General features: G+C 69.4%; 13 protein-coding genes and 2 pseudogenes. 5 read left to right on the top strand and 10 right to left on the bottom strand.

Annotated features, from left to right (window positions below; genetic code table 11):
* Positions 1-160: 160 nt before the first annotated feature.
* Positions 161-601 carry a MerR family transcriptional regulator gene (locus JXZ78_RS10670; RefSeq protein WP_030017096.1) on the top strand — a complete coding sequence of 147 codons (441 nt, stop codon included), beginning with the start codon at positions 161-163 and terminating at the stop codon, positions 599-601.
* Here the strand turns inward: JXZ78_RS10670 and JXZ78_RS10665 are convergent.
* From JXZ78_RS10665 to JXZ78_RS10650, 4 genes are all read right to left on the bottom strand, one after another.
* Positions 576-818, bottom strand: a complete 243-nt coding sequence (locus tag JXZ78_RS10665) for a hypothetical protein (RefSeq protein ID WP_238782813.1) — start codon at positions 816-818, stop codon at positions 576-578. The genes JXZ78_RS10670 and JXZ78_RS10665 overlap by 26 nt on opposite strands.
* A 324-nt stretch (positions 819-1142) precedes the next feature.
* The gene (locus tag JXZ78_RS10660) at positions 1143-2258 is read right to left on the bottom strand and encodes a DNA polymerase III subunit beta family protein (RefSeq protein ID WP_030017095.1); all 1116 of its coding nucleotides are present in this window, start codon (positions 2256-2258) and stop codon (positions 1143-1145) included.
* Between the two features lie 68 nt (positions 2259-2326).
* A complete protein-coding gene (locus tag JXZ78_RS10655) occupies positions 2327-2725 on the bottom strand; it encodes a YunG family protein (protein WP_030017094.1) in 399 nt (132 codons plus the stop codon).
* Positions 2726-2804: 79 nt separating this feature from the next.
* Entirely contained in the window at positions 2805-3383 is a 579-nt protein-coding gene (locus JXZ78_RS10650; protein WP_030017093.1) for a TetR/AcrR family transcriptional regulator, read from the bottom strand.
* Positions 3384-3453: 70 nt separating this feature from the next.
* Here JXZ78_RS10650 and JXZ78_RS10645 point away from each other — a divergent pair.
* Positions 3454-4346 (top strand): annotated as a pseudogene (locus JXZ78_RS10645) (NADP-dependent oxidoreductase).
* A 98-nt stretch (positions 4347-4444) separates the two neighbouring features.
* Positions 4445-5605: an FAD-dependent oxidoreductase gene (locus JXZ78_RS10640; RefSeq protein WP_033036943.1), complete on the top strand. Its 1161-nt coding sequence runs from the start codon at positions 4445-4447 to the stop codon at positions 5603-5605.
* Between the two features lie 138 nt (positions 5606-5743).
* Here JXZ78_RS10640 and JXZ78_RS10635 read toward each other — a convergent pair.
* Together JXZ78_RS10635 and dnaB are read right to left on the bottom strand one after the other, a co-directional pair.
* A pseudogene (locus JXZ78_RS10635) lies at positions 5744-5929 on the bottom strand (haloacid dehalogenase type II); the annotation flags it as partial.
* Positions 5930-6264: 335 nt separating this feature from the next.
* Positions 6265-7740 carry a replicative DNA helicase gene (gene dnaB / locus JXZ78_RS10630; protein WP_030017091.1) on the bottom strand — a complete coding sequence of 492 codons (1476 nt, stop codon included), beginning with the start codon at positions 7738-7740 and terminating at the stop codon, positions 6265-6267.
* Between the two features lie 464 nt (positions 7741-8204).
* On the opposite strand from dnaB, the gene JXZ78_RS10625 reads away from it, so the two are divergent.
* Complete coding sequence (locus JXZ78_RS10625) at positions 8205-9542, top strand: MATE family efflux transporter (RefSeq protein ID WP_030017090.1); 1338 nt, start codon at positions 8205-8207, stop codon at positions 9540-9542.
* Positions 9543-9581: 39 nt separating this feature from the next.
* Positions 9582-10460 (top strand): trypsin-like serine peptidase, encoded by an 879-nt coding sequence (locus JXZ78_RS10620; protein WP_033036941.1) that lies wholly within the window; start codon positions 9582-9584, stop codon positions 10458-10460.
* A 90-nt stretch (positions 10461-10550) separates the two neighbouring features.
* Here JXZ78_RS10620 and rplI read toward each other — a convergent pair whose 3' ends face one another.
* The 4 genes from rplI to rpsF form a co-directional block, all read right to left on the bottom strand.
* Entirely contained in the window at positions 10551-10997 is a 447-nt protein-coding gene (rplI, locus tag JXZ78_RS10615) for a 50S ribosomal protein L9 (protein ID WP_030017088.1), read from the bottom strand.
* An 18-nt stretch (positions 10998-11015) separates the two neighbouring features.
* On the bottom strand, positions 11016-11252 hold the full coding sequence (rpsR, locus tag JXZ78_RS10610) for a 30S ribosomal protein S18 (protein ID WP_003978893.1): 237 nt from the start codon (positions 11250-11252) through the stop codon (positions 11016-11018).
* A 106-nt stretch (positions 11253-11358) separates the two neighbouring features.
* The gene (locus tag JXZ78_RS10605) at positions 11359-11949 is read right to left on the bottom strand and encodes a single-stranded DNA-binding protein (protein WP_030017087.1); all 591 of its coding nucleotides are present in this window, start codon (positions 11947-11949) and stop codon (positions 11359-11361) included.
* A 76-nt stretch (positions 11950-12025) separates the two neighbouring features.
* The gene (gene rpsF / locus JXZ78_RS10600) at positions 12026-12316 is read right to left on the bottom strand and encodes a 30S ribosomal protein S6 (RefSeq protein ID WP_006604399.1); all 291 of its coding nucleotides are present in this window, start codon (positions 12314-12316) and stop codon (positions 12026-12028) included.
* Between the last annotated feature and the right edge of the window lie 198 nt (positions 12317-12514).

Below are 12514 nucleotides of genomic sequence, written 5' to 3'. Positions count from 1 at the left end.
TCGACAGCTCAACACCCACGGTCTGGACAAGGATGGAGCACCAACCCCCTCACCCGCACCGCCGAATCCGCCCCAGCCCCTGGACATGACGTAGACGTCAACGGCTACGGTCGTCAGGGCGCCCGGAACAGCACCGTGCCGGGCCCGGACGGGGGCGGACATGCGGATCGGAGAACTGGCCGAGCGAGCCGGCACCACCACTCGCACCCTGCGGTACTACGAAGCGCGCGGACTGCTCCACGCCGAGCGCACGGCCAACGGCCACCGCACCTACGACGAGGCGGACCTACGGCTGCTGCGGCAGATCCAGATGCTGCAACGCTTCGGCTTCGAGCTGGAAGAGACCCGGCCCTTCGTGGAGTGCCTGCGTGCCGGCCACCCAGCAGGTGACGCCTGCCCCGCCTCGCTCCAGGTCTACCGGCGCAAGCTGGCGGAACTGGACGCCTGCATCGCCCAACTCCATGAAGTACGTCAGCAGGTGGGCGACCAACTGGCCCGTGCCGAAGAGGCCATGCACGAGCTGGCAACCCCGGCCACAGAACCCGGCGGCCCCGAAGCCAGCCCCCGATGCGAACTCACCCACGCATCACCGATGCGCTAGCCCCTTCCCCCAGTAGCACGATGGCCTCCCCGAGAGCCTGTTGTTCCTCCGCCATGAGCCATCGCGCCGCATGGACCATGTGCAGCGCCGTCCGAAGCCGGTCACGGTCCTGCTCGGAGCCGAGGTCGCTCAGGTATGCCGGGAGGATCATCCCCAGCGCCTTGAGATCCTGCCGCCCGCAGAGCCGGGCCAGCAGCCCCACCAGCAATTCCGCCACAGCCTCCCGGCCCTCTGCCGCTTCAGCCACCCCCGTCCGGCGGCTGATCCCCTCCCGACGCATAGAAGCCGCTGACACGTTCGTCCCCCACCCGGTCCGCCCGGTCCAAGCACTCCTGGTTCCACCGGAGCGTTTCCCCCGGCGTTTCTTGATGCCGCGCTACGTAATGAGCGGCGATACACGCTTCGTCATCGTCACGCGCACCCTCCCAGGCCTGCCAGAACAGCCCACGCGCTGCAGCGTTCTCACCCCGCCCCTCAGCCTCCATGCCCCACACGCACAGCCGCACCACGTGATTGTCCGCATCCACCGTCCGGCTCCTCTTCAGTCCGTTTCACGTGAAACATGCGCCTGCACCGGCATGACCAAAGTGGTGAAACTGCCTTGGTCGGCGGAGCGCACAACGACCGGCTCGGTCTCGGAAGTAACCTCCAGCAGCACATCGGGCCCCACCCCCGAGTCCAGCGCGGGAACGAGCACCGCCGGATCGAAGGCGATACGCAACGACGGGCCCGAGCAGACCGCGCTCACCTCGACCGCCGGCCGGCCCCCGCTTCGGCCCCCGCCCTCGCTGACCACCGCCTCATGCGCTCCCGCCCGTACGGTGATCACGGCAGCCTTCTCCCGCTCGGCAAAGGCATCACGGAGCGCCGTCCGGTCCGCGATGATCCGATGCCGGATGCCCCCCACGCCGCCCAGCACCAGCCGGTAATCGGGAAACTCCCCCGCACGGCCCACGAACGCGCGGTACGCCCCACCCTCCCCGGTCAGACGCCCTTGGTCCCCGTTCACCTCGACCTCGATGTGCTGCTGTCGCAGTGCCCACGCCGCCATGTCCGCCAGCTCCCGGGCATCGATCAGTACCCGGCACGGAGCACCGTCTGCCGTTCTCGCCCGCAGGGTCCGGACCGCCAATCGGTACCGGTCGGTGGCCACCACCCGCACTTCACCCTCGCCGAGTTCGAGCAACACGCGGCCGAGCACCGGGTACTTCGCACGAGTCTCGGCGTCCGCCACCGCGGGCCCTACCTGCCGTACCGCGCTGGCCAGCTCAGCACCACCGATGCCCGCACGCCCCTGCGGCTGCCGGCGAGGAGCCTCCATCGGGCTCCCCCGCAGCACCTCCTCGATCAACGCCCTCGCAGCATCCGCCGTTTGTCGCGTCCGCTCCACGTGCGTGTACAGAACCGTACGGGCCTCCGCCTCGCCCCCGTCGAGTACGGCCCTGGCATCCAGCAGCGGCAGCCCTGCCTCCCGCAATCTGCGGAGCAGCACAGCACGACCCTCCTGTTCGGCCCCGTACAACCGGTAGCCGCTCACCGGGTCGACCGTGACGGGACGCAGGACACCGCAGTCGTCGTAGAAGCGCAGCGCGCTCGGAGCCAGCCCCACCCGTCGGCCGAACGCTCCGATGCCCAGCAACTCATCGCTCTCGTCCATGACCATGATGGTGGGGCTTCAAGCAACCTGAAGGTCAAAGCCCGGCCGTCGGCGCTGCGCTCCCGTCACTACGCCGGCGTTCGGCCGAGCGCCCGCCAGACCCGGCCGCGCAGCAGCTCGTACTCTTCACCGCGACGCGGCAGTCGTCCTTCAGGCCGCTGAACGGCTCGGCTGCCGGACACCACCTGCCCAAGCCTGAACTGCTCGTACGTGAGGTCGATCTCGATGCCGCTGGGAAGCCGGTTCCACCAGTGGTGACCGTGCTGCTTCCCGTCGAGGTGCACCTCCCCGACCAAGAGTTCGCCACCGAAGAAGTCGTGGACAACGAGAGCGGTGATGTCGCAGTGTCCCCAGGCCGGGTTGTCGGCGGTCCAGGGGCCACGGTCGAGATCACCGGCCGAACAGGTGTCAGCAGCCCAGCCCGAGCGGACCGCCTGCGTGATGTCGGTAAGGGTTAAAGGAGTCATGCGCCACAGCATCGCTGCAACCACTGACAACGCGACCGCGATGCGCTGCCCGTCGGAAAGGAGCAGGGCCGCACGCCCGTCAGGAAAGACGAGCGGCCTCCCAGGCCGCCTCGATCATTCGGAAGATCTCGTCCACCGCGGCCTCCGGTTCGGCCTCCTCACGGGCCAGCGAATAGGCGTCGATCACGAACCTCGCGATCGTCCGGCCGGCCGTCGCGGTCTGCGGCAGTCCGGGATCGGCGGCGATGGCCGTCGCCAGCGACTCCGCGTGGCGCAGGCGCATCGACTCCTCGTACTTCCGCAGGGCCGGTGATCCGTCGATCATGCGCCAGATCGGAGCGGCTTCCTCCGCCGTGCAGTGCCGCACCAGCGCCTGGACCTCGCGGCGCAGCGCAGGGATGAGCGGCTCGTGCGGCGCCCGGCCGGTGACCACCTGGGTGAGGCGCTGCTCGAAGTCCGCGTCCTGCTCGAACACCAGGGCCTCTTTCGAGGCGAAGTGGGAGAAGAGCGTGGTGACGGCCACGTCCGCCTCGGCGGCCACGTCACGAATGCCCACCGCGTCGTACCCGCGTTCCAGGAAGAGCCGCAGGGCGGTGTCGGCGATCTTCTGGCGCGTCGCGGCCTTTTTGCGCTCACGGCGTCCGGGCGGCTCGGTCATGCGCTGATGCTATCAGCTACGTACCTGTAACTGTTTCAAAACGCTAACCGTTAGTGCTACGGTCCTCGGCATGAAGAAAGTGAGCTACGCCGAGTTCGGCGGCCCCGACGTACTGCGCCTCATCGACGCCGAAGAGCCCCACGCGGGCCCCGGACAGATACGCATCGCCGTGCGGGCGGCGGGCGTGAACCCCATCGACTGGCGGGTCCGCGAGGGCCAGTTCCAGAAGACCAACCCGATCGAACTGCCCGCAGGGGTCGGGCAGGACGCCGCCGGCGTCGTGGACCAGGTCGGCGAGGGCGTCGAAGGTGTCCAGGTCGGCGACCGCGTGTTCGGTGAAGGCACGAGCACCTACGCCGAGTACGCCGTGCTGTCGGCCTGGGCCCGTATGCCCGAGCAGCTGTCGTTCGAAGAGGCGGCCGGCTACCCCTCCGTGGTGGAGACCGCGCTGCGCATCATCGGCCAGGTCGGTGTGCGTTCCGGGCAGACGTTGCTGGTCAGCGGCGCGTCCGGAGGAGTCGGATCGGCGGTGCTGCAGATCGCCCGTGACCGCGACATCACCGTGATCGGCACGCCGGGGCCACGAGCCAGGACTATGTGCGCAGCCTGGGCGCCACCGCCACGACGTACGGCGAGGGCTGGACCGAGCGCGTACGGCAGCTCGGCCGCATCGACGCGGCCCTCGACCTGGCCGGCTCGGGCGTGCTCCGCGAACTCGTCGAACTGACCGGGGACCCGCGGAAGGTGATCACCATCGCCGACCTCGGCGCGCCGGAGTCCGGGGTCCGCTTCTCCGGCGTGGCCGGCAGCGTGCCGGAAGCGCTCACCGAGGCCGTCGGCCTCATCGCGCGGGGCAAGCTCCGCATCCCGGTCGAGAAGACGTACACGCTCGCCGAGGCCGCGGCGGCGCACACCGACAGCCACGCCGGTCACACCCGCGGCCGGCGGGTCATCGTCGTCTGAGCCGCTTGCTGCGTGCTTGTCCGGCCGGGCGGGCCGAATCCCTTCCGAAGAGAGCCTCCCGGGCCCGCCCGGCAGGTGTACGACACCCAAGGAGCCCCATGCACACTCCCGTCACCATCATCGGCGCCGGCCTCGGAGGCCTCGTGCTGGCCCGCGTCCTGCACGTGCACGGCATCCCGGCCGTCATCTACGAGGCGGAGCCCTCCCCGACAGCGCGGGCGCAGGGCGGGATGCTCGACATCCACGACCACAGCGGCCAACTCGCGCTCCGCGCGGCAGCCTTGACGGACGAGTTCCGGGGCATCGTCCTGGAGGGCCGCCAAGCGATACGGCTCCTCGACCGGAACGGGACCGTCCTGTTCGACAAGCCCGACGACGGCACCGGGAAGAGCCCCGAGGTGCAGCGCGGCGAGCTGCGGCAGCTCCTGCTCGACTCGCTGCCGGCCGGCACCGTCCGATGGGGCCACAAGGCCACCCGCGTCCGCGCCGTCGGCGGGGGCCGCCACGAGGTGACCTTCGCCGACGGCACCACCGTCGCCACGAGCCTGCTGGTCGGCGCGGACGGCGCCTGGTCACGGGTCCGCCCGCTGCTCTCCGGCGCCACACCCGCGTACGTCGGCCGGTCCGTCGTCGAGACCTGCCTGTTCGACGCCGACACCCGGCACCCGGCCACCGCGAAGGCGGTCGGCGGCGGGACGCTCATGGCCTTCGACCCGGACGAGCACGGGAAGTGGTTCGTGTCCCACCGGGAGAAGGACGGCGTCCTCCGCGCCTACGTCTCACTGACCAAGCCGCAGGACTGGTTCGCGGCCGTCGACTTCACCGATGTCGCCACGGCCGCCGCGCGGATCGCGCAGGAGTACGACGGCTGGGCACCGGAACTCACCGCTCTGATCACCGGCATCGAGACCGCGCCGGTCCTGCGCCCCCTCCACACCCTGCCGCCCGGGCACCGCTGGGACCGGGTGCCCGGAGTGACCCTGCTCGGCGACGCCGCCCACCTCACCCCGCCCAACGGCGAGGGCGCCAACCTGGCCATGCAGGACGGCGCCGAACTCGGCACCGCCCTCGCCGCGCACCCCGACTCCGTCGAGACCGCCCTCGCCGCGTACGAGAAAGCCCTGTTTCCCCGCAGCACGGCGGCCGCCACGGCCGCGCAAGTCACCCACAACCCCACGCCCCAGGACCTGATCAACTTCTTCACCCAGGAGGCACGGGCTGAATTGAGTCACTCGTCGTACGGAGCCATCGGCAGCTAGGGGGCACAACTCCGGTACGGCTCCCCGGAATCGGACTCCGAGAACCATGAGGACTTCGTCCCGACCTTCACCGAAACGGACGGCGAATGCGCCGAACGCCCGTTTCTGGACGCGGAAATCACTCACCGGGCAGCACTGTCATTCCGCTGTCAGCTCGGCAATCAATGCGTCCAGGCTGTCCGACCACCAGTCGAAAGCGTCAGAGCTCTCCGGAGCGTCCCCGCCCGGTCGCTGAACCTAGGCGGTTCGCATTCCCACCGCCTGAGCCCCGCGAAGGTCCCAGGCGTGGGCGGCGACCGTCAGTACGCACTCAGGTGGGCACCCTTGCCGGCGGTGCACCGACTCCCCCCCTCGGGCTCGTCACCGGTTCAGATGGTGACGAGCCTCGCTCGCCTCCATATCACTGGTCAAGGGGGTGACGTGAGATGCGCGTGCGTCAGCGGCCATCCAGCTCTGGCCCTGGTCCGCAGCGTCGTGCCACATCGGGAGGGCGGCGTGGTCAGCTCCAGGAAGAGGCCGCTTCGGTGAGGCAGGCCGCCGGCAAAGGTGAACCCCCGAGGGCGGCCGGGCTCGCCTCGGGGGTCCATCGTGAACAGTCGGCATGGCCGCAACGGCAGCAGGCCGTAGCTACGGGATCTGAGAACCCGCACACCTTCACATCAGGTCTGCGCCATATCCACAAACCGCGAGTAATGCCCCTGGAAGGCGACGGTGATGGTCGCCGTCGGACCGTTACGGTGCTTGGCCACGATCAGGTCGGCCTCGCCGGCGCGGGGGGACTCCTTCTCGTAGGCGTCCTCGCGGTGCAGCAGGATGACCATGTCCGCGTCCTGCTCGATGGAGCCGGATTCACGCAGGTCGGAGACCATCGGCTTCTTGTCCGTGCGCTGTTCGGGGCCACGGTTGAGCTGCGAGAGCGCGATGACCGGCAGTTCCAGTTCCTTGGCCAGCAGCTTGAGGTTACGGGACATGTCCGACACCTCCTGCTGGCGGCTCTCGGCGCGCTTGGATCCGCCGGACTGCATCAGCTGGAGGTAGTCGATGACCACCAGCTTCAGCTCGTTGCGCTGCTTGAGGCGACGGCACTTCGCGCGGATCTCCATCATCGACAGGTTCGGCGAGTCGTCGATGTAGAGCGGCGCGGCCGACACGTCCGGCATCCGCCGGGCCAGGCGGGTCCAGTCCTCGTCCGTCATCGAGCCGGACCGCATGTGGTGCAGCGCCACCCGCGCCTCGGCGGACAGCAGACGCATCGCGATCTCGTTGCGGCCCATTTCGAGCGAGAAGATCACGCTCGGCAGGTTGCTCTTGATCGAGCACGCCCGGGCGAAGTCCAGCGCGAGGGTGGACTTACCCATCGCGGGACGGGCCGCGATGACGATCATCTGGCCGGGGTGCAGGCCGTTGGTGAGGGAGTCCAGGTCGGTGAAGCCGGTGGGGACGCCGGTCATCTGCCCCTGGCGGGAGCCGATCGCCTCGATCTCGTCGAGGGCGCCCTCCATGATGTCGCCGAGCGGCAGGTAGTCCTCGCTGGTGCGCTGCTCGGTGACGGCGTAGATCTCCGCCTGGGCGCTGTTGACGATCTCGTCGACGTCGCCGTCGGCCGCGTATCCCATCTGGGTGATGCGGGTGCCGGCCTCGACGAGCCGGCGCAGGACCGCCCGTTCATGGACGATCTCGGCGTAGTACTCCGCGTTGGCTGCCGTCGGTACGGACTGGACGAGGGTGTGCAGATACGACGCGCCGCCCACCCGGGCGATCTCGCCGCGCTTGGTCAGCTCGGCCGCGATGGTGATCGGGTCGGCCGGCTCGCCCTTCGCGTACAGGTCGAGGATCGCCTGGTAGATCAGCTCATGAGCCGGCCGGTAGAAGTCGTGGCCCTTGAGCACCTCGACGACGTCCGCGATGGCGTCCTTGGACAGCAGCATGCCGCCGAGCACGGACTGCTCGGCGTCCAGGTCCTGGGGCGGCACGCGCTCGAAACCGCCGGAGGGCCAGCCACCCTCCTCGTCACCGCCACGGTCGCGGCGGTCGTCGCGGCCACGCCCCTTGCCCTCGCCCCGACGGGAGCGCGCGGCAGGCAGCCGGTCACTGGGGCCGGCGTCCGCCCAAGGGTCTTCCACGGGCTCGGGCATACTCACCCCGGCACCTCCTCCCGTCCGCGGCGCGGACCTTGCTGTGCCCTTCTTTCTTACGGCACGGCTCTGACAAACGAGACGCCCGACTCCGGTTACGGCGCGTCGAGTTCGGATGGGTTCTCAGACCGGAACAGGGGCCAGGCGCCGGACTACGGTAGGCCCGTCGGCACCGTCCGCCAATCTGGTTATCCACAGGCCATGTGGACGAAGGACCCGTTCCTGTGGAGAAGTGCGCCGATCCTGTGCACGGCACGGGGGACACCGCTGTGGACAAACACACAATCAGCCGACCCCTACCCATCTGACCTGCGCTTTTGTCGTCCATAGGCTGTGGGGGAGAAAAACTTCGGCAACCTGTTCATGATCGGGCCGAACGGCGTGGAGGAGAACGCTCCGCCCGCCGCGAAGTAATGATTGCAGAGCAATTGTGCCACTTACCTGTGGAAGATTAGATTGACGGCATGACACAGGCCCCCGCGACGCCGCGGCGCACCGACCGCCGCCACGACCGCGAGATCATCTCGCTCGCTCTGCCCGCCTTCGGCGCGCTCGTCGCGGAACCGCTCTTCGTCATGGTCGACAGCGCCGTCATCGGTCACCTCGGCACCCGGCAGCTCGCCGGTCTCGGCGTCGCCGCCCCGCTGCTGACGACCGCGGTCTCGGTCTTCGTCTTCCTCGCGTACGCCACCACCGCCGCCGTCGCCCGGCGGGTCGGCGCCGGTGACCGCTCGGCCGCCATCCGGCAGGGCATGGACGGCATCTGGCTCGCCCTTCTGCTGGGCGCCGCCGTACTGGCCACCGTCCTGCCCGCCGCGCCCTGGCTCGTCGACGTCTTCGGCGCCTCGCCCACCGCCGCCCCGTACGCCGTCACCTACCTGCGCATCAGCGCCCTCGGCATCCCGGCGATGCTCGTGGTGCTGGCCGCCACCGGCGTACTGCGCGGCCTCCAGGACACCCGGACTCCGCTGTACGTCGCCATCGGCGGCTTCTCCGTCAACGCCGCCCTGAACATCGGGCTGGTCTACGGCGCCGGCCTCGGCATCGCCGGATCCGCCTGGGGAACGGTCGTCGCCCAGTGCGGTATGGCCGCCGTCTACCTGGTCGTCGTGGTGCGGGGCGCCCGCCGGCACCACGCCTCCCTCCGGCCGGACGCGGCCGGAATCCGCGCCTGCGCCCAGGCCGGGGTGCCGCTGCTGGTCCGTACGCTCTCGCTGCGCGCCGTCCTCATGATCGCGACGGCCGTGGCCGCCCGCCTCGGGGACGCCGAGGTGGCCGCCCACCAGATCGTCATCACCCTGTGGTCCCTGCTGGCCTTCGCCCTGGACGCCATCGCCATCGCCGGCCAGGCGATCATCGGCCGGTATCTGGGCGCCGACGACGTGGCGGGCGCCAAGGCGGCCTGCCGCCGCATGGTGCAGTGGGGCATCGCCTCCGGTGTGGTGCTCGGGCTGCTCGTCGTCCTCACACGGCCGCTGTTCATGCCGCTGTTCACCGACGATCCGACCGTGAAGGACGCGCTGCTGCCCGCGCTCCTGGTCGTCGCCGTCACCCAACCGGTCGCCGGGATCGTCTTCGTCCTCGACGGCGTGCTGATGGGCGCCGGCGACGGCCGCTACCTGGCCTGGGCGATGCTGGTGACGCTGGCCCTCTTCGCGCCCGCGGCGCTGCTGGTGCCGGTCGTCGGCGGCGGCCTGACCGCGCTGTGGTGGGCCATGACCCTGATGATGACCGTGCGGATGCTGACATTGTGGGCACGCACCCGGTCGGGCCGCTGGATTGTGACCGGAGCCTCGCGTTGAAGCCACCCGAAACAACGGCACCGTGCTGATAATGACCGTGTGCGCCCGCTTGCCAGGAAGATCGTCCTGCCCCTGACGCTGATCGTCGTCGGGGCAGGCGCCATAGTGGGTTACGCCTCCCAGGAAGCCGACACCAGCAGCCGCGACAACGGCACACTCAGAAGCGGTCACGGCAAGTCGGGACAGTCCCGCCAGGACCCCCAGGACCAGGACCCGTCCGCCACGGCGCCCGCCGACGACGGCAGCGCGTACACACCGCGCAGTACCGAGCAGAACGCCCGCGTCGGGGCGGTCTTCGAGAAGGACGACTCCGGCGACCACTTCTGCACCGCCAGCGTCGTGCAGAGCCCCGGCCGGAACATGCTGATCACCGCGGCGCACTGTGCTTTCGACGCCGAAACCGGCGAACCCGTCAACGACCTCGTCTTCGCACCCGACTACCGCGACGGCAAGGAGCCGACCGGCCTGTGGAAGGTCGAGAAGGTCGTCGTCGACGACCGCTGGGCCAAATCCCAGGACGAGGACATGGACGTCGCCTTCCTCGTCCTAGGCAGCAAGGACGGCAAGCAGATCCAGGACGTGCTGGGCGGCAACACCCTCGGCATCGATCCGGGCTTCGACAATGACGTCAAGATCACCGGCTACCCCACCAGCAGCGAGACGCCGATCTCCTGCCACAACCGCGCCACGAAGTTCAGCGACACCCAGATGCGCGTCCGGTGCACCGATTTCGCCGGCGGCACGAGCGGCAGCCCCTGGCTCGCCGACTACGACCCCAAGAGCCACACCGGCACGGTGATCGGCGTTCTGGGCGGACACCAGGGCGGCGGCGACGAGGACGACGTCTCCTACGCCGCGTACTTCGGTGACGCTGTCGCCGATCTCTACGAGCGGGCCCAGAAAGAGGACGAGGGCTGACCCGCTGCTCGCAGCAGCCCACGCCCAGACGAAAGGGCCGCACCCCGTTTCCGGAGTGCGGCCCTCACGCGTGCTGCGGTGTCGCTGCTATCAGGCGGCGACGACCTCGACGCCCAGCTTCGCGACGACGTCGCTGTGCAGGCGTACGGACACCTGGTGCGCGCCCAGGGTCTTGATCGGCGAGCCGAGCTCGACGCGGCGCTTGTCCACGTCGGGGCCGCCCGCGGCCTTGATCGCCGAGGCGACGTCGGCCGGCGTGACGGAGCCGAACAGGCGGCCGGCGTCGCCGGCACGCACGGCCAGCTTCACCTTGACGCCCTCGAGCTGGCCCTTGATCTCGTTGGCCTGCTCGACCGAGGCGATCTCGCGGATCTTGCGACCGCGGCGGATCTGCTCGACGTCCTTCTCGCCGCCCTTGGTCCAGCGGATCGCGAAACCGCGCGGGACCAGGTAGTTACGGGCGTAACCGTCGCGGACGTCGACGACGTCGCCGGCGGTGCCGAGGCCGGAGACCTCGTGGGTGAGGATGATCTTCATGTGTCGGTCACCCTTCCCTTATCGCGCAGTGGAGGTGTAGGGCAGCAGCGCCATCTCACGGCTGTTCTTCACGGCCGTGGCGACGTCACGCTGGTGCTGGGTGCAGTTGCCGGTCACCCGGCGGGCACGGATCTTGCCGCGGTCGGAAATGAACTTCCGCAGCAGGTTCGTGTCCTTGTAGTCGACGTAGGAGATCTTCTCCTTGCAGAACACGCAAACCTTCTTCTTAGGCTTGCGAGCAGGCGGCTTCGCCATTGTCTCTCTCCAGTGAGTTCAAGAAGTTTGTGCTGACGCCCTCAGGCCCGCGGCCGCCCCGCGTTGTTTCACGTGAAACAACGCGCGTACGTGCCGGAAGTCGGACCTAGAAGGGCGGCTCGTCCGAGTAGCCGCCGCCGGAGCCGCCGCCCCAGCCACCACCGCCGCCACCCTGCTGGCCGCCGCCGGCAGGGGCACCGGTCGCCCACGGGTCGTCGGCGGGAGCACCGCCGCCGCCCTGCTGGCCGCCGCCGGGGCCGCCGCCCCAGCCGCCGCCACCCTGGCCACCGCCCTGCGGGCCGCCGCCGAAGCCGCCGCCCTGGCCGCCGCGGCCCGAGGTCTTGGTGACCTTGGCCGTGGCATTGCGCAAGCTGGCGCCGACCTCGTCGACGTCGAGCTCGTAGACCGTGCGCTTGACGCCCTCGCGGTCCTCGTACGACCGCTGCTTCAGGCGGCCCTGCACGATCACGCGAGTGCCCCGCGTGAGGGACTCGGCGACGTTCTCCGCCGCCTGACGCCACACCGAGCAGGTCAGGAACAGGCTCTCGCCGTCCTTCCACTCATTGGTCTGGCGGTCGAAGGTGCGGGGGGTGGACGCGACGCGGAACTTCGCGACCGCCGCACCGGACGGGGTGAAGCGCAGCTCGGGGTCGTCGACAAGATTGCCGACGACCGTGATGACGGTCTCGCCTGCCATTAGGGGAACCTCTCGGCGGGTGTGCTGCTGGCTGCTGGTGTTGCTACTCGAACCCGGTTACCGCTGACGCTGAGCGTCAGTGGGTCTCGGGACGGAGGACCTTGGTCCGGAGGACCGACTCGTTCAGGTTCATCTGACGGTCGAGTTCCTTGACGACCGCAGGCTCGGCCTGCAGGTCGATGACCGAGTAGATGCCCTCGGGCTTCTTCTTGATCTCGTACGAGAGACGACGACGGCCCCAGGTGTCGACCTTCTCGACCTTTCCGTTGCCCTCACGGACGACGGAGAGGAAGTTCTCGATCAGCGGGGAGACAGCGCGCTCCTCGAGATCGGGGTCGAGGATGACCATCACCTCGTAGTGACGCATGTAGAACCCACCTCCTTTGGACTCAGCGGCCACGGTCGTTCCGTGGCAGGAGGGTCATGATGCGTTCCGCACCCGGCCCGGCCAGGAGACCTGGGCAGACGTGGGCGCAGACTGTACAGAGTACCCGCCCGCGGGCTTCCGGTTGAAATCCGGCCGCTGATCCCCCCAATCTGGAACACAACGGGTGTGAGCGGCGTT

The sequence above is a fragment of the Streptomyces monomycini genome, assembly GCF_022271435.1.
Lineage (GTDB): Bacteria > Actinomycetota > Actinomycetes > Streptomycetales > Streptomycetaceae > Streptomyces > Streptomyces monomycini.
Note: the sequence above shows the minus strand (reverse complement) of the source record. Positions and strands in the feature narration are given on the sequence as shown.

Coding starts and splice junctions, on each gene's coding strand:
- JXZ78_RS10605 (WP_030017087.1), bottom strand. CDS start 11,949: ATGGCAGGCGAGACCGTCATCACGGTCGTCGGCAATCTTGTCGACGAC.
- JXZ78_RS10660 (WP_030017095.1), bottom strand. CDS start 2,258: ATGGACGAGAGCGATGAGTTGCTGGGCATCGGAGCGTTCGGCCGACGG.
- rplI (WP_030017088.1), bottom strand. CDS start 10,997: ATGAAGATCATCCTCACCCACGAGGTCTCCGGCCTCGGCACCGCCGGC.
- JXZ78_RS10650 (WP_030017093.1), bottom strand. CDS start 3,383: ATGACCGAGCCGCCCGGACGCCGTGAGCGCAAAAAGGCCGCGACGCGC.
- JXZ78_RS10625 (WP_030017090.1), top strand. CDS start 8,205: ATGACACAGGCCCCCGCGACGCCGCGGCGCACCGACCGCCGCCACGAC.
- JXZ78_RS10670 (WP_030017096.1), top strand. CDS start 161: ATGCGGATCGGAGAACTGGCCGAGCGAGCCGGCACCACCACTCGCACC.
- JXZ78_RS10655 (WP_030017094.1), bottom strand. CDS start 2,725: ATGACTCCTTTAACCCTTACCGACATCACGCAGGCGGTCCGCTCGGGC.
- rpsR (WP_003978893.1), bottom strand. CDS start 11,252: ATGGCGAAGCCGCCTGCTCGCAAGCCTAAGAAGAAGGTTTGCGTGTTC.
- JXZ78_RS10640 (WP_033036943.1), top strand. CDS start 4,445: ATGCACACTCCCGTCACCATCATCGGCGCCGGCCTCGGAGGCCTCGTG.
- rpsF (WP_006604399.1), bottom strand. CDS start 12,316: ATGCGTCACTACGAGGTGATGGTCATCCTCGACCCCGATCTCGAGGAG.
- dnaB (WP_030017091.1), bottom strand. CDS start 7,740: ATGCCCGAGCCCGTGGAAGACCCTTGGGCGGACGCCGGCCCCAGTGAC.